Genomic DNA, 23,557 nt, shown 5'->3' on the forward strand with positions numbered 1-23,557 from the left:
GGAGTGCCTTTCTCGCTGGAGACGGTACTGGCATGCAGTGAACACTGCAAAGGGCCCGCGACGACCCCTGAGAAGGCCTCAGGGGTCAGCGGGTTGGTAGCGGAGGCCGGACTTGAACCGACGACACAGCGATTATGAGCCGCTTGCTCTACCGACTGAGCTACTCCGCCCCGATCGGTGGGGACGGCCACCAATGGCCGTTCCCGGTTCCAGGCCGGCAGTCGCTCCACCGGCCACCCACCTGAGTGGACCGGACCGCTTCAAGTGGTGGAGCCCCTTTACGGAATCGAACCGTAGACCTTCTCCTTACCATGGAGACGCTCTGCCGACTGAGCTAAAGGGGCGCGCTGCGGGGCTTTCTTCCGTCCGCCCCGGGGGCGTCGCCCCCTTGCGCTGGTCATGACTATACAGGTCTTCGGGGGTGGTCTGCCAAATCGAATACCGACCGGCTCCGGACCGGCCCCGGGACGGACCCCGCACCGTACTCGTGCGGGGAGGGAACGCCCAGGACAGCGCGGGTCCCGTGGCCGTCGCGACGGCCGCGGACGGGCGCGGGAAACGCGCCCCTGTGATCCACGCCGCTCCCCCGGGAGCGCCGCACCGGCCTCATCCGTCGCCCTCGGTCACCCACACGTTGGACATGGCGTCGCGGTTGATCGTGCGGATGGCGGCGGGCAGGCCGAGCCTGCGCAGGGCGTCCGACAGGCGCGTGTCGTGCGTGAACACGATGAGCTGCCGGTGGCGGCCCACCTCCGACAGGACGGAGGCCAGGCCCTCGACGGTCTCGGTGTCCATCGCCTGGACCGGGTCGTCCAGCACGAGGAAGCCGAACGGGTTGCCCTCCACCAGGGCGCGCGGCAGGCAGATGGACAGTGCCAGCGCCTGGAACTCGCCCTGGCTGAGCAGGCCGGGGGCGCTGGTCTGGTCCGTCACGCCGTCCACGGCCACGTCCACCTCGACCCGGCGCCGGGCGCCGCGGCCGATGAGGCGCATGCCCTGGAGGTCGATGCGGCGCTCCTGCCGCAGCCGGAACCACACCTGCTCGGCCTGGCTCGCCACCGGCCCCAGCTGCTCCGAGCGCAGCTCCCGCGCCTGTTCGGAGAGCCAGTTCAACGCCGCCTCGGCGGGGCCCAGGGTGTCCCGGGCCGTGATCGCGTCCTGGGCGTCGTCCAGCCAGCCGGAGAGCTGTTCGGCCAGGACCGCCCAGCCCCCGGTCGGGTCCTCCAGGCGTTCGGTGGCGTCCCGGCGGGCGCTGACGGCGGCGGCGCGGAGCTTGCGCCCGACCGTCTCGATGTGCTCGGCCAACTCTCCGAGGTCGGTGAGGTCCGCACCGGACTCCCACAGGGTCCACACCTGTCCCAGCTCGCTCTCCGGCGGCAGCCACGAGGGCGCCGGGGCGAGGAGGAAGCGCGCCTGGTCGCGGGCGGCGTCGGCGCGCTCGTAGGCGGCCGAGGCGCTCGCGGCCTGGGAGCGCAGCGCCCGGAGTTGGGCGTTGGCCCGGCGGGCCCAGTCCGCGCCCAGCGCCCCCGGAGCGGAACAGGTGGGGCAGGTGGTGTCCGTGGGGTGGCGTTGATGGTGTTCCAGGGCCTGTTCGAGGAGGCGGACGACGCCGTGCGCGTGGTCGCCCTTGGAGCCCGCGGCCATGGCCAGCTCCATGGCGGCGCCGCGCAGCTCGTTGACGACGTCGCTGATGACGACGCGCTCGGGGACGGCGAGGCGGCGCAGGCGGCGCAGGACCACGTGCAGGGCGGGGTCGCTGGGACCGTCGTCCGCGGCGATCGCGCGCAGCGCCTCCAGGTCCAGGTGGGACGCGGTCAGGAGCTGGTGCGCGCGGGCGGCCCGGGGATCCCCGGAGCTCTGGAGGGCCTCCAGGAGGAACCGGATCTCGCGCGAGGGCCGGTCGCGGCGCTTGGCCAGGGCGTCGCACGTCCGGGCGAGCCGCCGTTCGGCCTCGGCCAGGCCGGTGAGTCCGAGGAGGGCGGTGAGGGTGTCGTAGAGCTCGGCGGCGCGGCCGGACACGGTGCGGCCGAGTTCGTCGTAGGACAGGAAGGGCCGGTAGCGGACGAGGTGCTCGCCCCAGGCGAGGGTGCGCAGGGGGGAGGTCGTGCCGTCGGGGTGGACGACCTCGCCGCGCGCCGAACGCACGCTCTCCCCCGTCCAGCGCCGGTTGACCCGGGTCGGGTTCGCGTCACCCGCGATCTGCAGGTCGACGGTGGCCTCGGTGCGCTCGTCGTAGTGGAGGTTGCGCCATCCGTCGCGCCACCCGGTCGGCATGGCGTCCCAGCGGGGGTTGCGGCCGGTCAGGGCCGCCTCCGCGGCCTCGGCGAAGCTGGACTTGCCCGAGCCGTTGCGGCCCACGATGACCGTGAGGCCGGGGCCGGGCGGGAAGGCGAGCTCGGCTGGCCTGCCGATGCCGCGGAAGCCCTGGACGCGGATGCCGGTGAGGTAGGCGCGGCGGACCGGCCCCCCGGCCCGGTCCCCGCCGGGCGGGGCGCCCGGGGCGGCGTCGGGGATGCGCTCGCCGTTGAGCAGGGCCGTCAGGGCCTCGTCGCCCCACAGCGCGGCGGTGACCCAGGCGCGGACCCCGGCGGGCAGCCCCGACCGCGCCAGCTCGTCCAGCAGCCCCTCCGTGACGGGGTCCTCGGCGGGCGGTGGGGCACCGTGCTGCCTTGCGTCGTCGAACGCCCCGGGTCCCCGAGTCACCTGCGCCACCCCGCTCCGTCGTCGAACCTGCACCAGCAGACTAGGACAGAGAGGAAAGTACGACTCGAAGTTCCCCCCGGTCTGCGGCCGAAGACCCGGCCGCTAGACCCCCACCAGCCTGCGCCTGCTCCCGTCCCAGGTGAAGTGCAGTGTGGCGATCCCCGGGACGTTGGGGTCGCGCAGGCACTCGTAGATGTTGAGGCTCGGGACGCTGGCGAAGCAGCCCCACACCCGTTCGGAGGTGAGCACGAAGTCGAGGTCGAGCTCGACGAGCAGACCGAGCAGGCGTCCGTGGGTGGGCTCGTCGACCTTGGCGAAGGCGTCGTCGAGCAGGATGAGCCTCGGCGCCCAGGGGGCGTGCGCGGCGAGGGCGTCGAACTGGGCGGCCGCGGCGGCGAACAGGACCAGGTAGGCCACGACCCGCTGCTCGCCCTGGCTGAGCGCGGTGCGGTGGCCGAGCCTGCGCTCGTGCCCGCTGCCGTCGGTGACGTAGACGGTGAAGGCGAACCAGGACCGGTAGTCGAGGGCCGCGCGGAGCTGCGCGCCGCCGGTCGCGGTGGGGTCGAGCCGGCGGATCGCCTCGATGCAGCGCCGCAGGGCGTCGCGCAGCCGGGTGGTCTGGACCCGGGTGCGCCGCTCCGCGGGCGTGGCCAGGAGCGGGACGACGGCCTCGATGTCGGCTCCGGCGTCGGGTGCCAGGTCCCAGTCCAGGCGCACTCCGAGCCCGGCGGAGGTCGTCACGTCCTTGAGGACGCCGTTCATGGTGGCGATGAGGCCGCGCGCCTCGTCGATCTGGCGGGCCAGGTGGGCGGCGAGCTCGCCGAGCAGGTGGCGTTCGAAGGCCTCCTCCTCGGCGATGGCGACGGTCTCCTCGGCGCGGGCGGCGGCGGCCGTGACCCGCTCGGCGTAGGCGGTGACGTCGTGGACGCCGTCCTCGTCGTGGACGGTCAGGCGCTTGAGTCCGCGCGGTTCGCTGAGTTCGGTGCGGGTCTGGGACCAGCCGACCGAGGCGAGCAGGCCGCGCAGCTCCTCGCGGCTGCCGAGGATCGCGCTGTCGTCGACCTCGGGGACGTCGTCGTGCTCGGCGAGGCCCTCCTCCAGTTGACCGACGAACGACTCCAGCAGGACGAGGCGCGTGTCGGGGCCCGGCGGGGAGGCCGGGGCGTCGCGGGTCGCGTCGGCGGCGTCGCCGCCCTCGCTCTGGGCGCTCGCCGCGAGGTACCGGGCGAGCGGCGCGTCGGCGGCGGCGCAGGCGTCGAGACCGGCGGCGGCGAGCAGGACCGCGTCGGGGACGTCTCCGGAGGCGCCGGAGGCGGTGGTGACGGCGGACACGAGGGCCGCACCGCCGACGAGGGCCAGGCGGACCTGCTCGGCGCGTTCCCGGGTGGCGGCGGCGAGGCGCGCTTCGGCGCTGACGCGCCCGTCGCGGGCGCGCTGGGCGGCGCGTTCGAGCTCGGGGAGGCGGCGGGCGGCCTCCTCCGCGCGGGCCTGGACCTGCTCGCGGGCGGCGTCGAGCTGTTCGTCGGACACGCCGCGGGCCCGGTCCCCCAGCTCGATCTGGCGGCGCACGGTGATCATGTCGTCGATGGCGGCGGCGCGGGCGTCCTCGGCGAGGACCCGGTCGGAGCGGGTGCGGTTCCAGGCGGCGACGTGGCCTTCGTGGTCGGCCAGGTCCCAGGCGAGGACGTCGAGGTCGCGCAGTGCGGCGGCGACCAGGACGCGCAGGTGGTCCAGGGCGCGCAGGGCGCTGTCGAGTTCGGCGCGGACGGTCGGCAGGGGGTACTGCGCCCACGGCGTCGGCCGAGCGGCCCTCCCCGTCCCGTGGGGCGGCTCGTGGGCGGAGGCGGCGGCCTCCCGGAGGCGCGCGCGGATGTCGAGGAGTTCGGCCCTGGCCTCCTCGGCTGCCGCCTGGGCGACGTCGTGCGCGCGGCGGGCGGTGGCGACGTCCGCGCGGGCGACGTCCAGGGTGGCCCAGGCGCGGACGAGCGGCGCGGGGTCGGGGAGCCCGCGGGAGACCTCCAGGAGTTCCGCGTAGGAGTTCTCGACCGCCCACCGGCGCTCCCCGGCCTCGGAGAGGAGGGCCTCGGCCATGGCCCTGCGCCGGTCGGTGTTGGCCAGCAGGCGGTCACGGGCGCGCTTGCGCGCCGCCTCGCCGATGAACTCGGGCTCGCCCTTGCGGTGGCGTCCGGACACGACGCCGAGCCGCCAGCCGCCGTCGAGGGACACCGAGCTGACCGTGGCCACCGCGGTGTCGCGGCGGTGCTTGGGTTCGGAGTCCTCGGCGAGGCCCCGGCCCTCGCGGCGCAGCGCGATGGAGGAGAGCAGGACGCGCACGGCGTCGTGGCTGACACCGGTGTCGGGGGAGGCGACGGGTACGAGGACGTCGAGGAGGGTGCGGCCCTTCGCCGGGCGCGCGGGGCTGAGCACGAGGTCGCGCGTGGCGGGGTCGTGGAGGGCGCCGTCGGCGCTGATCCACCCGGCGAGCAGGCCGCTGGCCTCGAGGGCGGCCTCCAGCCCGGCGCGTTCGTCGTGGGTGAGCGCCTCGGCGAAGTCGACGGCGAGGTGGAAGGGGACGCCCTCGCCGTCGGGGCGCGGGTGGGTGGCCCAGGCCGGGCGCGCGGGGGCGGGGTCGGCGCCCCGGGCCCGCTGGTCGGCGAGTTCGTGGAGCTCGTCGGAGAGCTGGCCCTCCTCGCCGACGGCCACGTCGCGGCGGGCGCGCAGTTCCTCCAGGAGGGGGTCGACGGCCGCGTGGGCCAGGCGGGCGACGGTGGCGGGCACGTCGGGGGGCAGGACGCGCAGCTCCTCGCTGATCGGCAGTTCGACGCTGCCCTCCAGCTCGTGGATGGCGTCGCCCAGGGCGTGGGCGTGGCTGGAGTCGCGCAGGCGGGCGGTCCAGGCCCGGACGCCCTCGGCGTAGGCGGCGCTCTCCCCGCGCAGGCCGTCGATGGCGCCGAGCTCGCGGTCGCGGGCGCGTTCGAGGTGGGCCTCGGCGCTCTCGGCCTCGCTGGTGAGGGCGACCAGTCGGCGGTCGGTGGCGGCCTCGTCGCTGGTGAACCCGGTGAGGACGGTGGCGGCGTCGGAGCGGAGGTCGGCCAGGTCGGCGGCGGAGGTGAGCCGGTCGTGGAGGCGGCCGAGGCGCTCGCGCAGGGCGTCGAGGTCGATGCCCTCCACGGGTGGGCGTTCGACGGCCTGTTCGAGGCCGTGGAGGTCGACGCGGGTGGCGCTCTCGCGGGGGGCGTGGACCCGGGGGGAGGTGTCGGGGACGGCGCCGAGGGCGGCGGGGTCGATCCCGGCGGCGACGGCGGCGCGGGTGGCCTCGGCGTGGGTCTGGCGGAGGATGTCGAGGGCGCGTTCGATGGCGCCGGTGTCCTCGGCGAGGCGTTCGACGGCGTGGTTCTCGGTGCGTTCGGCGTGCTCGGCGGCGACCCAGGCGGCCTCGGCGGCGCGGATGTAGGCGCCGACGGCGGCGTCGTAGGCGCGGCGTTCGTTCTCGGTGGCGGTCGCGGCGCCGCCCTGGGCGGAGGCGAGGGTGCCGTCGTCGGCGTCGGCGGTGTCGCGGGTGCGGCGGGCCTGGTCGCGTTCCTCGGACACGCGGCCCTCGGCGGTGACCAGCTCGTCGAGTTCGACGCGCAGGCGGTCGGCCTCGGCGGTGCGGGACGCGCAGGCGTCGAGCTGCTCGCGGACGGCGGCGGCGCGTGCGCGCAGGGCGTGCACGAGGTAGCCCCGGTAGTCGGCGAGGAAGTCGGCGACCCCCGCGCCCGCCCGGCTCAGGGCGTCCTTCTCCACGCGGGCCTGTTCGAGGTCGGCGATGTTGCGGGCGACCTCGTCGAGGACGGAGTCGTCCATGGGCGGGAGGGCCTCGGACAGCACGCTGACGAGTTCCCCGGCTTCGAGGCGGTCGCCGATGGTCGGCCTGCGCAGCCGGTAGAGCAGGTGGACGAGGTTGCGGTAGCGGACGGAGTCGTCGATGCCGAAGAGGGCGTTCATGACGCGGGCGCGGTAGGCGACCGGGCTGGTGAAGCAGTGGTCGGCGCCGAGTTCGGAGCGCAGGCGGTCGACGGGCTTGGGGCGGTCGTCGGTGACCAGCTCCAGGTCGTGGCCGACGCGGCGGTCGGTGACGAAGAACACGCAGCGCGGGTCGGCGTCGCCGGCGGCCAGGACGGCCGCTCCGAGCGTGAGGTGGCGCGGCGGGGCGTCCGGGTCGGCGGCGCCGGTGCCCTCTGCGGGGAGGGCGGCGGCGAGCAGGGCGGAGGCCGTGCCGCCGCGGGCCGCGGCGTCCAGGCCGCGGTCGCCGCGGTCGGTGGTGAACTCGACCCACAGGTAGCCCAGGCGGGTGGCGGGGCCGGTGTCCTCGGCGGGCTCGGCCTCGTCGGCCGGGTCCGTTCCGCCCAGCAGGTCGGGGCCGGTCTCCTCGGAGTCGGGGGTCCGGGCCGGCCGGGACCCCTCGGACATCAGCCAGCGCAGGCTGGTGCGGTTGGTGCCGGTGGTGTCCAGGCGGCGGACGTCGCCGTCCAGGAGGAACGGCAGCAGCATCTCCAGGGCCTTGGACTTGCCCGCGCCGTTGCGGCCGCGCAGCAGGAGGCGCCCCTCGGCGAAGTCGAGGACCTGGTCGTCGTACTGCCAGACGTTGCGGATGCCCGCCCGTTCGAGGCGGTAGCGGGGGGCGCCGGCCGGGTCAGTCGGACCCGTCGCGGGGGTCGGGCTCGTCTCCTGGGTCACCACTGGTCGCGCTCACCTTCTCGTTCGCCACCGCGAGCAGCACGGACGCCACGCGGCTCAGATCACCGTGGGGGTCGGCGGGGGCCCCGGGCGCGTGGTGGTCGCCGCCACTCGTTTCGTCGGGGTGTGTCCGGCTGTAGTCGTCATTGTCCTGGATCAGGGGGACACGCTCGTCCGTGTCGGCTCCGTAGCGGGCGGCCGCGGCGGTGAGCCGCCGGTGCCCGGGTCCGCCGCGGAGGAGACCGAGGTCGGCCAGCAGGGCGAGCACCCGTGAGCGGAGCCGGTCCGGGTCGGGGACCTCGGGTCCGGCCGTGCGGGCCCACTCGGCCCGCTCCGGGGTCCCCTGGGCGCACAGGACGTCGAGCGCGCGGTCCAGTTCGGTGTCGGGGACGGGGACGGAGGTGGCGGGGCGACCGGGGTGCAGGCGGCCGGAGAGGTGTCGGACCAGGGTCAGGGCGACCTGGCCGACGGGATCGTCGGAGGGGAAGGCGGGGCGGGGGGCGGTCTCGTCGGGGAAGACGAGTGCCACGCCCTCGGCGCGGACCTCGGTGTCGGCGCCGAGGAGGTTGCCGAGCGCGGCGGCCGCGCGCCACTGGTGGGCGGCGAGGCGGTCGCGCTGGCGGTCGGGGAGGTCCTCGCGGTAGACGACGGCGGTCTCGGCGAGGAGGCGGCGCAGGCCGATCTCGCCCGCGTGGTCGCCGGAGGGGTCGGTGTCGGCGGCCTCGGCGAGGTAGGTGTCAGGGGTGTCGCCCGCGCGGGGCGGGTGGGCGGCGACGGAGCGGATGACCTGGGTCGCGGGGCGCAGTCGGGGGTCGGCGGTGGCGTCGTCGCGGTGGTCGGCGAGGGTTCCGTGCACCTCGGTGAGGGCGCCGAGGTCGACCAGACGGGTCAGGGCGGCGCAGAAGGCGCGGCGCTCGCCCAGTCCCAGGGCGGGGTCGGCGTCGACACCGGCCTCGCGCGCGGCGGATCTGACCCGGGCGGCCAGGGTGCGGACGGAGACGGTCTCGGTCTCCTCCAGCAGGACGGCCAGGGACAGCGCGACATACGTGTGGACGCGCGGGGTGAAGCGGGTGCCGGTGTTCCTGGTGTGCGGACGGGTGACCTCCGCGACGAGGCCGCGTTTGGCGAGCCGGGCGTGGTCGTCGGCGACGGTCAGCCGGTAGCCGAGCACGCGTTGGAAGCGCTGCACGAGCCATTCGGCGTGGGAGCTCACGAGCGCGAACTCGGCCGGGTGGGTGCGCGCGCTGATCAGCGGGCGCGCCATGAGGGCCCGGGCGGCCGCCTGGCGCTCGCCGAGGAGGGCGGCGTCCTCGCTGTGGGTGTCCGTCTCCATCACCCCCGTCTACAGGGCCTCGCGCCGGTGCGCGGACAGGTCGATCGGTCCGGTGGTCTCGGTGTCGGGGTCGGGCGTCCCGTCGGGGGGAGGGGTGTCCGGACTCGCCCCGGTGCGGTCGCGGTGGCCGCCGTCGGCCGGAGCTTCGGCGGTGTCGGACGTGACGACGGGGATGGGGCCGGTGACGGCGTCAGCCGCCGACGCGGCGGGTGGGTCCTCCGGTCCGGCGAGGACGTCCGTGACCGGTGGGGGGACGGGGGGCTCGGAGAGGGGTGAGCCGGGTGTCGTCGGGGGAGCGAGCGGCCCGAGGGGTTCGGAGGGCTCCTCGGCGCCCGGGGGCTCGGGGGCGGCCGAGGGCCCCGGCTCCGTCAGAGGCGCGGCGGGCGGCGGAGCCGCTTCCGGGGCGGCCGGGAGTTCGAGGACGTGCTGGTCGTAGGGGGTCACGCACAGCCGGAGCCCCTCGAGGGTGAGTTCACCGCCCTCCCCCAGGACCGTGACCTCGGCGCCGGGCTCGGAGAACACGTGCAGCCGGAGGGCGAACTCCAGGTCCCCGGCGGAGGTGGGGCGCCGGCTGGCGTCACCGGAGCCGAGGGCCGCGGTGAGCAGCTCCATGAGGACCTCCATGCCGGGCCCGGACAGGTCCAGTCGGGCACGGCGCCCGGTCGGCTCGGCGAGCAGCGCGCGGATCTGGGAGGCCCCTGCGCGGCGCCAGTGCGCGGAGGATTCGGCGGCGTCGCGCAGCCGGGCCCGCTGCTCGCGGTGGTCGCGGACCGGCTCGGGCGGGCGGGTGCCGGGGCGTTCGGTGACGGCGCTCCGGTCCGGGTCGGCGTGCCACCAGCTGGTGGTGGCGGCGACGCCGTCGTCGGCGCGGCCCGCCAGACGCAGGTCGGAGTGCAGGCCGTAGGCGGCGGTGGCCAGCGCCTCGGCGCGGTCCGGGTCGGCGTCCTCGAACCACGAGGCCAGACGCAGCAGGGCGGCGCGGCCGTGCCGTGGCACCGGCGGGTCGCCGAGGCCCTGTCCGTCGTCCGCGCGGTCGTCCGGCCGCTCCATGAGTCCCACAACTCAGCAGAGTAGAGACCTCACGGACACGCCACGCCCGGATCGGCCCCGCATGGCCCGTGTGGGCCACCCCCATCACCCGTTCTGAGCAGGGATTATGTACTTTTTCGGAAGATTGGGAGGATTCCTGGTAGGCCCTACTCCGACGGCAGGTCCAGACGGCCCCCGTCCGCCTCCTCCATCGCCTGGCGGGCCTCGGCGGGCATGTCCCCGGCCGGGTCGCTGACCGTGTAGGTCGTGAAGTACTCGGTGCCGCCGACCTCACGCGGGTCGGCGAGTTCGACGTCCACCTCGTAGGGGTCGTCGGCGCAGTCGTGCTGGAAGCACCAGGTCCCGGACAGCTCTCCGTGGCCCCGCGCGGACTCGGCGGACCACTCCTCCCAGTTCATCCGGCCGAACGTGGTGAACTCGGTGGCGACGTAGTCGGTCGGGCGCTGGTCGTCGAATCCCTCGGGGTCGCCGTACCGGTTGAAGACGAAGGGAGCGCCGTTGGGGCCACCGGTGTTCGGCGAGACCACCTCGTCCGGACCGCCGTCCTCGGGCTCCCTGGGTGTGGCGATCTGCTCTCCGCAGGCCGTCACCAGCAGCACGACCGCGCCGCTCAGGAGAACACGCTTCATTCCGACCTCCTCCGTGTGCGCCCCATCATGCCCGTGAACAGCGGGAAGGCCCCCCAGCACACGCCGGGGGGCCTCCGAACCGCTCTTTTCCGTCACTGTGGGGCCGTCAGGCCCCGCCACCCAGGACTAGTACCTGTCGTTCTCGTGGCTCAGGTTGAGGCTCTCGGGACCGTTGGTGCAGTCGCCCGTGGTCTGCGGAGACAGAACCGGGATGTTGACCGCCGCCAGGCCCACAGCCGCGCTGGTGTTGCACAGCTGCACGGGAACGACCTGCAGGTTCTGGTTGTACTGCTGGTCGCCGCCGTGCGAGTCCGCGGAGGCCGGGGCGGCCATCAGGGCCGCCCCGAACGCGATCCCCACGAGAGCGCCGGTCGCGGTGAGCTTTCGCAGCATGACCTGGTGCTCCTAGCGGATGTTGGTGCCCTGGGGCCCGTTGACGCAGTCGCCCGTGGTCTGCGGCGACAGGATCGGGATGTTCACACCCGCCAGCAGACCCACGGCCAGCTCCGTGTTGCAGAGCTGGACGGGGATGACCTGCAGGTTCTGGTTGAACTGCTGGTCGCCGCCGTGCGAGGCGGAGGCGGGCGTGGCGGCCAGGACGGCGCCCAGGGCGATTCCGGCGACGGCGCCGGCGGTGGTGAGCTTGCGCAGCATGTCAGAGATCTCCTAGTCGATGTTGGTGGCGACCTGGCCGTTGGTGCAGTCGCCCGTGGTCTGCGGCGACAGAACCGGCACGTTGACGGCGATCAGGCCGACGGCCGCGCTGGTGTTGCACAGCTGGACCGGGATGCCCTGGAGGTTCTGGTTGTACTGCTGGTCCCCACCGTGCGAGTCGGCGGAGGCCGGGGAGCCGGAGAGAACGACACCGAAAGCGGCACCAGCGACGAGGCCGGCAACACCGAGCTTACGCAGCATTTGTATTACCCTTCAGAAAAGTTGGAGAACTGTCTCGGCGAGCTAATTGCCGGAACTAGCTGATGTTGGTGCCGATGGGCCCGTTCACGCAGTCGCCCGTGGTCTGCGGCGACAGGATCGGGATGGTGACGGCAACCAGGCCGACGCTGCCGGTCAGGTTGCAGGACTGGATCGGAACCACCTGCAGGTTCTGGTTGAACTGCTGGTCGCCACCGTGCGAGGCGTACGCGGGAGCCCCCGTGAGGATCGCGCCCATCGCGGCACCGGCGACCAGGCCAGCAGCGGCCATCTTCTTGATCATGACTTCCCCCGAGAATCAATGCGAGGTGTTGACAGAAAAAGACGCAGGCGCTTCTTGCACCTGTGTCGCGGTGGACTGGGGCAATCATCATCCGGCCCCGGTTTTTTGTCAACGCCGAAACTCGTAAAGGAATTTGCCCGAATTGTCGGCGACATTCCATTTGTTCGGGGGGCGAATCCGTACCGGCCCGACACTTCCACGTGACCGACGCCAACGCCGCGAACCCCGCCGCGAACCCCCACCCCCGGCGAGACGGGCGAATCGAGCCAGAGGCACACGGAGCGCACCCCCGTCGCACACCCGGATCGCCCGCCCCGTCGGCGAATCCGCAGTTCAGGGGCGCGCGCGGGACAAGCCCGGCCCATGAGCGGACCACGACACGCCCATTACTGTGCGTAATTCGCCCGTTACGCTAACGCGATCGTTTCGCGATCGGCCGAATCCCCCGAAGGCGACCGCCGCACCACCGGGAGTGACGCACACCACTCCCATCGGCCCCACGCCCCCTGGAATCACGCGGCTCGCGCCCGCGCGACCGCCGCCGCGCCCTGCGGGCCGACGGGGAGCCCCGACACGCGAAAGGCCCCGGCGGACAGCGTTTCCGCTGACCACCGGGGCCTGTTCCCAGCGTGGCAGGTGAAGGATTCGAACCTTCGAAGGCTAAGCCGACGGATTTACAGTCCGCTCCCATTGGCCGCTCGGGCAACCTGCCTGGGCTGCGGCGACGTGTTCGTCGCGGCGCATCAATGAGAATAGCGGATGTTCGGCCCGAACCTGAAATCGGTGACCCGCGTGCCTCCCCAGCAGGGCGTTCGGGCGTCCTGAGCAGCGCACGGCTAAGCTCGTGTCCCCACCCGGCCGGACCGTCGGCGCGGGCAGGACGAGACCGCACGGGCGCCCACGAGCGCCCGCTACCCATGACAGACAACGGGGTGTGAGCGTACGTGGCCGCCGAATCCAGTTTCGACGTCGTGTCCAAACTCGACCGTCAGGAGGTCGACAACGCCCTGAACCAGGCGGCCAAGGAGCTGGCCCAGCGGTTCGACTTCAAGGGCACCGGAACCACCATCGCCTGGCAGGGCGAGGACGGGGTCGAGATCAAGAGCGGCTCCGAGGAACGCGCCAAGGCCGCCCTGGAGCTCTTCAAGGAGAAGCTGGTCAAGCGGAAGATCTCCCTCAAGGTCCTCGACCCCGCCGACGAACCCAGGGTCTCCGGCAAGGAGTACCGGCTCCCCATCAGCCTCAAGGAGGGCATCACCTCCGAGGACGCCAAGAAGATCTCCAAGCTGATCCGCGACGAGGGGCCCAAGGGCGTCAAGGCGCAGATCCAGGGTGACGAGCTGCGCGTCAGCTCCAAGAAGAAGGACGACCTCCAGAGCGTCATGAAGCTCATCGAGGCCAAGGACTTCGACCTGGCGCTCCAGTTCGTCAACTACCGGTAGCCGCCGGGTACCGCACACGGCCGCCCTCCCCGAGCCGGGAGCGGGGCGGCCGTGGCGCGTCTCAGCCCAGGTCCCACCCGTGCCGCAGGCCGCGCAGGCGCCGCACGCGCTCGGCCACCGGCGGGTGCGCGGAGAACAGGCGGCCGACCCCGCAGGGGAACGGGTTGGTGGTCATCAGGTGCGCCGCGGCGAACAGGGGGCGCTTCTGGGGCAGCGGATGCGTGCGCGCGCCCGCCTCCAGCTTGCGCAGCGCGCTCGCCAGGGCCTCGGGGTCGCCCGTCAGCCGCGCCGCCTCCTCGTCGGCCCGGAACTCCCGGTGCCGTCCGACCCCGCAGTGGACCACCACGGCCGCGAGCGGAGCCAGGACGGCCAGCAGCAGACCGCCGAGCAGATCGGGCATGTCGGTCTCCTCCGACTCCCCCAGCGGCAGCAGGAACGCCACCAGGGTCAGCGCGGCGATGAGCCCGGTGAGGGTGGCGGCCACGGAGCTGATCACGGTGTCGTGGGAGCGGATGTGCGCCAGTTCGTGCGCCAGCACACCGCGCAGCTCGTCCTCGTTCAGCGTGCGCAGCAGGCCCGTCGTGCAGCACACGGCCGCCCTCCGCGGGTTCCGGCCCGTGGCGAAGGCGTTGGGCGACCGGACCCGCGACAGGTACAGGCGCGGCATCGGCTGCCGCGCGGCCGTGGCCAACTCGCGGACGATCCGGTACAGCTCCGGCTGCTCGATCTCGCTCACCGGGTGGGCCCGCATCGCGCGCAGCGCCAGCGTGTCACCGAACAGGTGCACCAGGACCCCCGCGCACACGACGAGCGCGAGCCCGAACTGGGCGCCCGCGGCGGCCCCGAACAGCCAGCCGCCAGCCACGACCAGGGCTCCGGCGCCGACGAACAGACCGACCGCGCGAACCGCGTTGACGTGCACGCCGTCACCTCCTCCGTACCGTGGCCGCGCCCGCTTTGGATGCGTACATGGTGACAAACGTGCGGGTCGGCGTCTTGCGTTCCCCATGTGACCAGCTGTCCGTCACATCCCTCCGCCCCGCTCCCGCCCACCGGCTGTGACAATCGCCACCCGGGAGAGAACCGCCCGCGGGCGACGACCTATAGTGCGAACGTGGCCTTTATCACCTGTGGCGTCGGGCCGGGGCCGCCTCTGTCCGACGCGGCGCGGCCGTGTCGTCGATGGCTGGCCCCCGCACGACCGGCCGCCGCGGCGACGCCGTGTGAGGCCGGGTTGGCGCGCCCGGTCACCGCGAGGGCCGCACCCGCCGTACCCACGCCCCCGGATCGACCGACCAGCCGCGAGACACGGACCGACCGGGGACTGACAACCGAGCGCCGCCGCCCCTCACGACGGGCGGCTCACCAAGGAGGTCGTCGATCTCAGTGGCCAAACAGATCGAACAGCTCGACCGCGTCATCATCCGCTTCGCCGGCGACTCCGGCGACGGGATGCAGTTGACCGGTGACCGGTTCACCCAGGAGACCGCGTCGTTCGGCAACGACCTGTCGACCCTGCCGAATTTCCCCGCGGAGATCCGGGCCCCCGCCGGGACCCTGCCCGGCGTGTCCAGCTTCCAGCTGCACTTCGCCGACCACGACATCATGACCCCGGGCGACGCCCCGGACGTCCTGGTGGCCATGAACCCCGCGGCCCTGAAGGCCAACCTCGGCGACCTGCCCCGGGGCGCCACGGTGATCGTCAACACCGACGAGTTCACCCGGCGCAGCCTGGCCAAGGTCGGCTACGACGCCGACCCGCTCACCGACGGCACCCTCGACGGCTTCAAGGTCAGCGCGGTCCCGCTGACCTCCATGACCGTCGAGGCGCTGTCGGAGGCCGACGTGTCGAAGAAGGACGCACAGCGCGCGAAGAACATGTTCGCGCTCGGTCTCCTGTCCTGGATGTACAACCGGCCGACCGAGGGCACGCGGACCTTCCTCAAGGCGAAGTTCGCCAAGAAGCCGGACATCCTGGCCGCCAACCTGGCCGCGTTCCAGGCGGGCTGGAACTTCGGGGAGACCACGGAGGACTTCGCGGTCTCCTACGAGATCAAGCCGGCCCGGCTCCCCGCCGGCACCTACCGGAACATCACCGGCAACCTCGCCACCGCCTACGGGCTGATCGCGGGGTCCCAGCGGTCCGGGCTGCCGCTGTTCCTGGGCTCCTACCCCATCACCCCGGCGTCGGACATCCTGCACGAGCTGTCCCGGCACAAGCGGTTCGGCGTGCGCACCTTCCAGGCCGAGGACGAGATCGCCGGTGTCGGCGCGGCGCTGGGCGCGGCCTTCGGCGGCGCGCTCGGCGTGACCACCACGTCGGGCCCGGGCATGGTGCTCAAGCAGGAGACGGTCGGTCTGGCGGTCATGACCGAACTCCCGCTCGTGGTGATCGACGTCCAGCGCGCGGGCCCCAGCACGGGCATGCCGACCAAGACCGAGCAGACCGACCTGCTCATGGCCCTGTACGGCCGCAACGGCGAGTCGCCGCTGCCGGTGGTGGCGCCGTCCTCTCCCGCGGACTGCTTCGACACCGCGCTGGAGGCCGTCCGGCTGGCGGTCACGTACCGGACCCCGGTCGTGGTGCTCTCGGACGGGTACCTGGCCAACGGGTCGGAGCCCTGGCGGCTGCCCGAGGTCGACGCGCTGCCCGAGATCGATCCCGCGTTCGCCACCGCGCCCAACGGGCCCGACGGCTCCTTCCTGCCGTACGAGCGCGACCCCGGCACCCTGGCCCGCCCGTGGGCGGTGCCCGGGACCGCGGGGCTGGAGCACCGGATCGGCGGTATCGAGAAGCACGCCTCGACGGGCGACATCTCCTACACGCCCGCCAACCACGACCTCATGGTCCGCACCAGGCAGGGCAAGATCGACGCGATCGCGCGCGACATCCCGCCCGTGGACGTGTCCGACCCCACCGGCGACGCGGAGGTCCTGGTCCTGGGGTGGGGCGGCACCTACGGGTCGATCACGGCGGCGGTGCGGCGGGTCAGGCGCGCGGGCGGGCGGATCGCCCAGGCCCACCTGCGCCACCTCAACCCGTTCCCGGCCGACCTCGGCGAGGTGCTGCGCCGTTACGACCGGGTGGTGGTCCCGGAGATCAACCTCGGCCAGCTCGCCCTGCTGCTGCGCGGTAGGTACCTGGTCGACGTCATCGGTTACAACAAGGTCCGCGGTCTGCCGTTCCGGGCCGAGGAGCTGGCGGGCGTGCTTCAGGAGGTCATCGACCGTGGTGAGTGAGAACGGCGACCGCGCGCCGCGCGCGGCGGTGGACGGGGACGGCGGGGGGTTCGCCGGGCTGAGCCTGGTTCCCCGGACCGACACCGCCTACAAGGCGAAGGACTTCAAGTCCGGCCAGGAGGTGCGGTGGTGCCCCGGCTGCGGCGACTACGCGATCCTGGCGGCCTTCCAGTCCTTCCTGCCCGAGCTGGGCGTCCCGCGCGAGAACATCGTGGTCGTGTCCGGGATCGGCTGCTCCTCCCGGTTCCCGTACTACCTGGGCACCTACGGGATGCACTCGATCCACGGGCGCGCACCGGCCATCGCCACCGGACTGGCGACCAGTCGGCCGGACCTGTCGGTGTGGGTGGTGACGGGAGACGGCGACGGGCTGTCGATCGGCGGCAACCACCTCATCCACGCGCTGCGGCGCAACGTCAACGTCAACGTCCTGCTGTTCAACAACCGGATCTACGGACTGACCAAGGGGCAGTACTCCCCGACGTCGGAGACGGGCAAGGTCACCAAGTCCTCACCGGTCGGGTCCCTGGACCACCCGTTCAACCCGGTGTCGCTGGCGCTGGGGGCCGAGGCGGGGTTCGTGGCGCGCACGGTCGACTCCGACCGCAAGCACCTGACGTCGGTGCTGCGGGCCGCCGCCGACCACCCGGGCGCGTCCTTCGTGGAGATCTACCAGAACTGCCCGATCTTCAACGACGACGCGTTCGAGCCGCTCAAGGACCCGTCCTCGCGGGACACGCGCCTGCTCCGCATGGAGCACGGCGAGCCGTTGCGGCTGGGTCCGGACCGCGGTGTGGTCGCCGGTGGGTTCGGCGGTCTGGAGGTCGTGGACGTCGACGCCGCGGGTGAGGACCGGCTGATCCGCCACGACGCGCACCGGGAGGACCCGGGGTACGCGTTCGCGCTGTCGCGGCTGGACCAGCCGGCCTTCGAGCACGTGCCGATCGGGATCTTCCGCGCCGTGCGGCGGCCCACCTACGACGAGCTGCTGAACGAGCAGATCGCCGACGCGCGGTCGGCCCAGGGGGACGGCGACCTGGCGTCGTTGCTCGCCAGCGGCGACACGTGGACGGTCGGCCGGGACGCGTGAATCCCGCCGTCCCCGGGGCCGTGCGCGGCGCCCGGCCCCGGGGACGGTTTCGGCGTCGAGGGAATACGCTTCGGGCATGCGTATCGTCATCGCCGGGGGACACGGGAAGATCGCGCTGCGTCTGGCCAGGCAGCTGGCCGACCGCGGGGACGAACCCGTCGCCCTCATCCGCAACCCCGACCACGCCCAGGACGTCCGCGACGCCGGTGCCGAGCCGGTGGTGGTGGACCTGGAGAAGGCCACCGTCACCGAGCTGGCCGAGAAGGTCATGAACGCCGACGGCGTGGTCTTCGCCGCCGGCGCCGGGCCGGGCAGCGGCGCGCCGCGCAAGGACACCGTGGACCGCGCGGCGGCCGTCCTGACCGCCGACGCCTCCGCGTTGGCGGGTGTGCGCCGCCTGATCCAGGTCTCGGCCATCAACGTGGACGAGCCCGTCCCCGAGGGCGCCGACGAGGTCTGGGCCGCCTACGTCGAGGCCAAGCGCGCCGCCGACGCCGACCTGCGCGAGCGCCACCTGGAGCTGGACTGGACGATCCTGCGGCCCGGACGGCTGACCGACGGGCCCGGCACCGGACTGGTGGCGCTCGGCCCGGACGTCGGGCGCGCCGAGGTGACCCGCGACGACGTGGCGTCGGTCATCGTCGCGCTCCTGGACGAACCGGGGACGGTCGGCAGGACTCTCAACCTGGTGAACGGTGAGACGCCCGTCGCGGACGCCGTCCGGGCCATGTCGTCCTGAGCGGCCCGATCCGGCCGATCTGTGGCCAGATACGACCACAGGGGGCATGATGGATCCGGAGCCCGGCGGAGTACCGCCATGCTGGACGCGGATGACCGGGAGGCCCCCGGCGGGTGAAGCAGCTCCGAACAGAGCAGATGGGTACGGTTATTCATGAGCGTCACACAGGTCGTGAGGGACAGCACGGTCGTCGAGCACGCCAAGGTCGCCGCGCAGCAGAAGCGGCGGATGTTCATCATCCAGCTCGACGTCAACGCCTACGACGAGAAGGACAGCAAGCTGCGCCCCGGCCTGACCCGGATCCTCGAGGGGATCGAGGAGGCGGGGTGGCGGCTGGAGATGACGTCGCCGAGCGACGCCGAGAACACGGCGGCGCGGCTGTTCGTCTTCCGACCGGACCCGACCGCCGGCCAGGGCTCCGCCGAGCAGTCCGAGGCCCAGCAGGCCCCGCAGCACCAGGACCACTCCGGTCAGCAGCAGGCCTACCCGAACCCGGCCACGGGCGCGCAGCAGGCGCACGACCCGTACGCGGGCTACGGGCAGCAGCAGGGCTACGGCCAGCAGTACCCGGGGTACGACCAGCAGCAGTACCCCGGCTACGGGCAGCAGTACCCGGGGTACGGGCAGCAGCAGCCGGGCTACGGCCAGCAGCCCGGCTACGGGCAGCAGCAGTACCCGGGGTACGGCCAGTAGAAGGCGGCTGTACGCCGTTCCACACCGGTAGGGCTCGCGCACCGCGCGGGCCCTTTTTCGTGCGCGTCGGCGGACGCGGACGTCGATGTGATCGCCGGTGAGGGGCGGCGCGCCCGAGGTCGGACGTGTCGTGTTCTCGGTTCGGTAACACCGGCCGCCGAGTTGGCCTGACATGTCGGGCGAAGTCGGATCCGAGGCCGGGAAAAGTCGCGGGAACCTCTGGATTCTTCCCGAGAAGCACTCCAAGCATGCGGGTGACTACGCTAAGTTATTTCCGGCGGCTACAGCCACCCTGTTTTGGATCTTCCGAAAGGTGACCTCCATGCCTCGTATCGCCAAGGCGTCCGGGCTCATCCTCGCGACGGGCCTCGCCCTCGGTGCCATGACCGGCACCGCCGCCGCGGACAACAACGCCCGGGTTCAGAACATCACGATCCCGATCTGCCTGGACATCATCCAGGCCGCGGGCCTGTCCGCCGACGGCTGCAACGTCGTCGACGTGAACCACAACGGCAACATCAGCGCCCGCTAACCACGGGCACGCCGTCCGGGGGCCGTCCGGCCTCCTCAGTACCAACGATCACATCGCGAACCGACAAGGACCAACACCATGAAGCGCTTCTCCACCGTCTCCGGCCTCGTTCTCGCCACCGGCCTCGCCGTGGGCTCCATGACCGGCACCGCCGCCGCGGACAACAACGCCAACATCCAGAACATCACCGTTCCGATCTGCGCCGACGTCCTCCAGTTCGCCCTGGTCTCCCTGGACGGCTGCAACGTGATCGACTTCGACGCCAACAACAACATCCACAACCGCTGACCCACGGGACACGCGGAGGCGGGGCACGGCGACCACCGTGCCCCGCTCGCGTCACTGGCCGCCGCAGGGACGGGGGTCGACGCCACCGACCGGATCGGTGGCCAGCCGGGCGTGCGCCCCGACGTCGAAGCGCTCGGCCCCGTAGCGCAGCCGCGCCCGCTGCACGCCCTCGGGCCGGAACCCGGCGCGGCGCGCCACCACGCACGAGCCGGGGTTGTTGATCCGGTGCGCCAGCTCCAACCGGTGCAGGGCCAGGGCGCCGAAGGCATGGTCGGCGGCCAGCCGCGCGCCCGCCGAGGCCACACCCCGCCCCCGTTCGGCGGGGTGGGTCCAGTAGGACACCCAACCGGTGTCGTGCCGCGGGTCGGTGACGGTGATCTCGACGTGGCCGAGCACCGGCCCGTCGGCCTCGACCACGGCGAACGCGAACGCCCGCCCGCTGCCGGCGCGGTCCCGGCACTGCGCGATCCACTCCAGCGCCAGCGCGCGCGTGCGCGGCACGACGGTGGTCTGCCGCGCCAGGTCGCGGTCCTCGAACGCCCCCGTCAGGCGGTCGGCGTCCTCAGGCGCCCACTCCCGTAGTCGGTACACCCGGCCCCCTCGTGATCGTGGTCGGCGACCGCGCCACGCTAGGCACGGGAAAGCCCAGGGGGCAAGGGGTTTCGCGGTGTGAGGGTCGCAGGGGTTTCCCAGGGGAACCGGCCGGTAACCGAGCGTGTGTCCGCCATGCTGGTCCACACGCGACCGAGGAGGCAGTACGGCTGTGATGACCCTCGGACCCACGGAAGCACCCGAGCGGCGTCTGACGGTGGACGACCTGGAGAACACGCCGGACGACGGACGGCGGTACGAACTGGTCGACGGGCGGCTTGACGTGTCGCCAGCGCTTCGTCCCGCACTGGCCGGTAGCCAACGGCCCCTGGCGGAAGAAACTCGGCGGCCCCGACGGCGAGTGACCCTCCCCCCGCCCCGGGATGTCACGCCCGGGGCGCCGTGGTACGTCTAACCGACATGACCACCGATGTCTTCGAAGAGCACCGCTCCCTCCTCACCGGCGTGGCCTACCGGATCCTGGGCAGCGCCGCCGACGCCGAGGACGTGACCCAGGAGACCTGGCTGCGCTGGAACACGGTCGACCGCGCCGGCGTCGACGACCCCCGCGCCTACCTCGTCACCGTCGCCTCCCGGATCGCCCTCGACCGGCTCCGGTCCGCCCGTTCCCGGCGCGAGTCCTACGTGGGCGAGTGGCTCCCCGAACCGGTCAGCGACATCCCCGACGGCGCCGACCACGCCGAACTCGCCGACTCGGTGGAGTACGCGCTCCTCGTCGTCCTGGAGACCCTCAGCCCCCTCGAACGCGCCGTCTTCGTCCTCCGCGAGGCCTTCCAGTTCCCCTACGCGCGCATCGCCGAGGTCATCGGCCGCGAGGAGGCCACCACCCGGCAGCTCGCCCGGCGCGCCCGCGACCACGTGCGCGAGCGGCGTCCGCGGTTCGACGCCGACCGGGGCTCGCGCCGCCGGATCACCGAACGCTTCCTCCAGGCCTGTCTGGAGGGCGACCTCGACGGCCTCACCTCGCTGCTGGCCGACGACGTGACCCTCGTCGGCGACGGCGGCGGACGGGTCCGGGCGCCGATGCGGGTCCTGCACGGCATCCGGAGGGTCGCCGGTTTCCTGCACGCCGTCGCCCAGGAGCGCAACGCACAGCGCTTCCTCGACTCCGCCGGGGTCGAGGAGCGGGCGGACCTGGCGGACCTGGACATCGGGCTCACGGAGGTCAACGGCGCCCCGGCGGCCTACGTCGCGGCGGACGGCCGGATCGTGACGCTGATCGTGCTGGACGTGGCCGACGACCTGGTCCGACACGTCTATCTCGTCGCCAACCCCGACAAGATGTCACGTCTGCGGACGCCCCCCTCGTCCTAGGGGCATGGACATCACCGTTGTGGGCGGGGGCCTCGCCGGACTGACCGCGGCCATCGCCAGCGCCGAGAGGGGCGCGCACGTCACCCTGTGGGAAGCGCACGGGAGGCTGGGCGGCAGGGCACGGTCGACCGAGCCGCCGTACGTGGTCAACGACGGCCCGCACGCCCTGTACACCGACGGCACGCCGTACGCGTGGCTGGCCGCCCGCGACCTCGTTCCGCCGGTCTCCCGGCCGACGCCGGCCTTCCTGGCCGGCGGCCGGATCCGGAACGGGGGACGGGTGACCCCGCCGCTGTCGGCCGGGCTGGTCGGAGCGGTCCGGAGACGGTCGCTGCGCGCGCCGCACGACCAGGACTTCGCCACGTGGGGGCGGGCGAACCTGGGCGAGGCCGCCACCCGCGCGGTCTGCGGCTTCCTGGGCGTGGTCACGTATGAGGCGGACCCGGGCCGGCTCTCGGCGGCGTTCGTGTGGGAGCGCTTCGTCCGGGTCGCCGCGCCGCGGTGGCCCTCCGTCCGCTACCCGCGCGGCGGCTGGGGCTCCCTGGTGGAACGCATGGCGTCGCGGGCGCGGGAGACGGGGGTCCGGATCGAGACGGGCGTCCGGGTGACGGAGCTGCCCGACACCCCGACGATCGTGGCGGTCCCGCTGGCCTCGGCCAGGTCGTTGCTCGGCGACGGCACGCTGGAGTGGGAGAGCGGCCATTCCCTGCTCGTGGACCTGGGGGTCCGGCGGACGAAGGCCCCGACGATCGTGTTCGACCTCGACGAGTCCGGGTTCGTCGAGTGCTACTCCTTCCTCGACCGGTCGATCGCGCCCGAGGGCGAGGACCTGTACCAGGCGCAGCTGCCGGTACGGGCGGGCGAGTCCCGGGCGGAGGTCACCGCACGGATGGACCGCCTGCTGGACGACGTGCTGCCCGGCTGGCGGGAACGGGTCACCTGGCGGCGCGACCAGATGTGCCGGGGGCGGACGGGCGCCCTGGACCTGCCGGGACGCACGTGGCGGGACCGGCCCGCGATCGACCGGGGCGACGGCGTCTACCTGGCGGGGGACTCCGTGGCGGCGCCCGGGCTCCTGGCGGAGGTGTCGGTCACCAGCGGGCTCGCCGCGGCCGGGGCCGCCGTCGGCGGGGTGCGGGCCTCGGTGGCGTAGGGCCCGGCTCGGAGCGGGCGGTCCCGCGCCGTGGGGAGCGGGGTCCGGCGCGGGGTCCGCCCCGGCGGGACGCGGGGCCGGGTACGCGGCGGGTGGGATACGGACACGACGGCGCCGACGCCCATGCGGGGCGTCGGCGCCGTCAGCACGCGACGGACGCGGTCTACACGTGCTTCCTGCTCAGGCCGTACATGGAGGCGGCGACCACCAGGCCGTAGATGACGTGCCCCAGAAGGCTCATCATCGACATCTCCCCCATCGGGAACATCGCCATGCCGAGCATCGCGGGCATCAGGATGAGCCCGCCGACGACCCACAGCACGATCCCGTAGGCCAGGCCCGCGCCGAGGGTGGTCCACGCGTGGTCGGCGAGGGCGCCCACGAGGAGCCCGAACACCACACCGAACACCGCGGAGATCGCCAGGTGCACCACCGCACCCACGACCGCGTTCTCACTGCCGACCAGCATCGCGACCATCGGCAGCATGCCCGTCATGGCCATCAGGATCCCGAAGACGACACCACCGATCACACCGGCCACCGCGCCCCTCCAGGCGTGCGTCATGGCGTGTGAGCGTGCGTGCGCGATCGTGGACATGGTCCCCACCTCCTCGGGGTCACGGGTCCATGGCACGAACCCGAAAATGTGACCCACCTCACTATGTCCATTACCCCGGTGAGGGCCGTCGGTCACCCGCCGGACCCCCTTTCCCCACGCGTCTTCGGCACGTTCGCGCACGCCGCCCCGTCCGCGGTACCGCCCCCCGGTCTGGACGGCGGGGAACCCGCGCCCGAGAATACGGA

Annotated in this window: 21 protein-coding genes, 3 tRNA genes and 1 pseudogene; 10 read left to right on the forward strand and 15 right to left on the reverse strand. The window is 73.3% G+C overall.

Features of this window, described 5'->3' with window-relative positions; translation table 11 throughout:
* Positions 1 to 94: 94 nt before the first annotated feature.
* The 12 genes from ACIBFB_RS18155 to ACIBFB_RS18210 all read right to left on the reverse strand — a co-directional run bounded on the left by ACIBFB_RS18155 (position 95) and on the right by ACIBFB_RS18210 (position 12,362).
* A tRNA-Met gene (locus ACIBFB_RS18155) sits at positions 95 to 170 on the reverse strand.
* A 98-nt stretch (positions 171 to 268) separates the two neighbouring features.
* Positions 269 to 344, reverse strand: a tRNA-Thr gene (locus ACIBFB_RS18160).
* A gap of 262 nt (positions 345 to 606) precedes the next feature.
* The gene (locus ACIBFB_RS18165) at positions 607 to 2,712 is read right to left on the reverse strand and encodes an AAA family ATPase (protein ID WP_397231471.1); all 2,106 of its coding nucleotides are present in this window, start codon (positions 2,710 to 2,712) and stop codon (positions 607 to 609) included.
* Between the two features lie 93 nt (positions 2,713 to 2,805).
* Positions 2,806 to 7,425 (reverse strand): SbcC/MukB-like Walker B domain-containing protein, encoded by a 4,620-nt coding sequence (locus ACIBFB_RS18170; RefSeq protein WP_397231473.1) that lies wholly within the window; start codon positions 7,423 to 7,425, stop codon positions 2,806 to 2,808.
* Positions 7,379 to 8,755 (reverse strand): TIGR02678 family protein, encoded by a 1,377-nt coding sequence (locus ACIBFB_RS18175; protein WP_397231475.1) that lies wholly within the window; start codon positions 8,753 to 8,755, stop codon positions 7,379 to 7,381. Before ACIBFB_RS18175 ends, ACIBFB_RS18170 begins: the two co-directional genes overlap by 47 nt.
* Before the next feature lie 9 nt (positions 8,756 to 8,764).
* On the reverse strand, positions 8,765 to 9,805 hold the full coding sequence (locus tag ACIBFB_RS18180; RefSeq protein ID WP_397231649.1) for a DUF2397 family protein: 1,041 nt from the start codon (positions 9,803 to 9,805) through the stop codon (positions 8,765 to 8,767).
* 146 nt (positions 9,806 to 9,951) lie between these two features.
* Positions 9,952 to 10,434 (reverse strand): hypothetical protein, encoded by a 483-nt coding sequence (locus tag ACIBFB_RS18185; protein WP_397231477.1) that lies wholly within the window; start codon positions 10,432 to 10,434, stop codon positions 9,952 to 9,954.
* Positions 10,435 to 10,560: 126 nt separating this feature from the next.
* Positions 10,561 to 10,827: a hypothetical protein gene (locus ACIBFB_RS18190; RefSeq protein ID WP_397231479.1), complete on the reverse strand. Its 267-nt coding sequence runs from the start codon at positions 10,825 to 10,827 to the stop codon at positions 10,561 to 10,563.
* A gap of 12 nt (positions 10,828 to 10,839) precedes the next feature.
* Positions 10,840 to 11,088: a hypothetical protein gene (locus ACIBFB_RS18195; RefSeq protein ID WP_397231481.1), complete on the reverse strand. Its 249-nt coding sequence runs from the start codon at positions 11,086 to 11,088 to the stop codon at positions 10,840 to 10,842.
* A 12-nt stretch (positions 11,089 to 11,100) separates the two neighbouring features.
* Positions 11,101 to 11,349, reverse strand: coding sequence for a hypothetical protein (locus tag ACIBFB_RS18200; RefSeq protein WP_397231483.1), 249 nt, complete (start codon positions 11,347 to 11,349; stop codon positions 11,101 to 11,103).
* Between the two features lie 55 nt (positions 11,350 to 11,404).
* A complete protein-coding gene (locus ACIBFB_RS18205; protein ID WP_358565207.1) occupies positions 11,405 to 11,650 on the reverse strand; it encodes a hypothetical protein in 246 nt (81 codons plus the stop codon).
* Positions 11,651 to 12,280: 630 nt separating this feature from the next.
* A tRNA-Tyr gene (locus tag ACIBFB_RS18210) sits at positions 12,281 to 12,362 on the reverse strand.
* 232 nt (positions 12,363 to 12,594) lie between these two features.
* Here ACIBFB_RS18210 and ACIBFB_RS18215 point away from each other — a divergent pair.
* Positions 12,595 to 13,092, forward strand: coding sequence for a YajQ family cyclic di-GMP-binding protein (locus tag ACIBFB_RS18215; RefSeq protein ID WP_397231485.1), 498 nt, complete (start codon positions 12,595 to 12,597; stop codon positions 13,090 to 13,092).
* Between the two features lie 61 nt (positions 13,093 to 13,153).
* Here the strand turns inward: ACIBFB_RS18215 and ACIBFB_RS18220 are convergent, their stop codons facing one another.
* Positions 13,154 to 14,014 carry a M48 family metalloprotease gene (locus ACIBFB_RS18220; protein WP_397231487.1) on the reverse strand — a complete coding sequence of 287 codons (861 nt, stop codon included), beginning with the start codon at positions 14,012 to 14,014 and terminating at the stop codon, positions 13,154 to 13,156.
* Between the two features lie 464 nt (positions 14,015 to 14,478).
* On the opposite strand from ACIBFB_RS18220, the gene ACIBFB_RS18225 reads away from it, so the two are divergent.
* The 6 genes from ACIBFB_RS18225 (at position 14,479) to ACIBFB_RS18250 (ending at position 19,674) form a co-directional block, all read left to right on the forward strand.
* Complete coding sequence (locus tag ACIBFB_RS18225; protein WP_397231489.1) at positions 14,479 to 16,332, forward strand: 2-oxoacid:acceptor oxidoreductase subunit alpha; 1,854 nt, start codon at positions 14,479 to 14,481, stop codon at positions 16,330 to 16,332.
* Positions 16,333 to 16,360: 28 nt separating this feature from the next.
* A complete protein-coding gene (locus tag ACIBFB_RS18230; RefSeq protein WP_397231651.1) occupies positions 16,361 to 17,422 on the forward strand; it encodes a 2-oxoacid:ferredoxin oxidoreductase subunit beta in 1,062 nt (353 codons plus the stop codon).
* A gap of 76 nt (positions 17,423 to 17,498) precedes the next feature.
* The gene (locus ACIBFB_RS18235) at positions 17,499 to 18,161 is read left to right on the forward strand and encodes an SDR family oxidoreductase (RefSeq protein WP_397231491.1); all 663 of its coding nucleotides are present in this window, start codon (positions 17,499 to 17,501) and stop codon (positions 18,159 to 18,161) included.
* 153 nt (positions 18,162 to 18,314) lie between these two features.
* Positions 18,315 to 18,854, forward strand: a complete 540-nt coding sequence (locus ACIBFB_RS18240; RefSeq protein WP_397231493.1) for a hypothetical protein — start codon at positions 18,315 to 18,317, stop codon at positions 18,852 to 18,854.
* Between the two features lie 322 nt (positions 18,855 to 19,176).
* Positions 19,177 to 19,386 carry a hypothetical protein gene (locus ACIBFB_RS18245; protein WP_397231495.1) on the forward strand — a complete coding sequence of 70 codons (210 nt, stop codon included), beginning with the start codon at positions 19,177 to 19,179 and terminating at the stop codon, positions 19,384 to 19,386.
* A 78-nt stretch (positions 19,387 to 19,464) separates the two neighbouring features.
* The gene (locus ACIBFB_RS18250; protein WP_397231497.1) at positions 19,465 to 19,674 is read left to right on the forward strand and encodes a hypothetical protein; all 210 of its coding nucleotides are present in this window, start codon (positions 19,465 to 19,467) and stop codon (positions 19,672 to 19,674) included.
* 51 nt (positions 19,675 to 19,725) lie between these two features.
* Here ACIBFB_RS18250 and ACIBFB_RS18255 read toward each other — a convergent pair whose 3' ends face one another.
* Positions 19,726 to 20,265, reverse strand: coding sequence for a GNAT family N-acetyltransferase (locus tag ACIBFB_RS18255; protein ID WP_397231499.1), 540 nt, complete (start codon positions 20,263 to 20,265; stop codon positions 19,726 to 19,728).
* 175 nt (positions 20,266 to 20,440) lie between these two features.
* Here ACIBFB_RS18255 and ACIBFB_RS18260 point away from each other — a divergent pair.
* From ACIBFB_RS18260 to ACIBFB_RS18270, 3 genes and pseudogenes are all read left to right on the forward strand, one after another.
* Positions 20,441 to 20,560 (forward strand): annotated as a pseudogene (locus tag ACIBFB_RS18260) (Uma2 family endonuclease); the annotation flags it as partial.
* Positions 20,561 to 20,685: 125 nt separating this feature from the next.
* The gene (gene sigJ, locus ACIBFB_RS18265; protein WP_397231501.1) at positions 20,686 to 21,600 is read left to right on the forward strand and encodes an RNA polymerase sigma factor SigJ; all 915 of its coding nucleotides are present in this window, start codon (positions 20,686 to 20,688) and stop codon (positions 21,598 to 21,600) included.
* Between the two features lie 4 nt (positions 21,601 to 21,604).
* Entirely contained in the window at positions 21,605 to 22,753 is a 1,149-nt protein-coding gene (locus tag ACIBFB_RS18270) for a phytoene desaturase family protein (protein ID WP_397231503.1), read from the forward strand.
* Between the two features lie 163 nt (positions 22,754 to 22,916).
* Here the strand turns inward: ACIBFB_RS18270 and ACIBFB_RS18275 are convergent, their stop codons facing one another.
* Positions 22,917 to 23,351, reverse strand: a complete 435-nt coding sequence (locus ACIBFB_RS18275) for a hypothetical protein (protein ID WP_397231505.1) — start codon at positions 23,349 to 23,351, stop codon at positions 22,917 to 22,919.
* Positions 23,352 to 23,557: the final 206 nt, after the last annotated feature.

The organism is Nocardiopsis sp. NPDC050513 (assembly GCF_044457925.1).
Taxonomy (GTDB): Bacteria; Actinomycetota; Actinomycetes; order Streptosporangiales; family Streptosporangiaceae; genus Nocardiopsis.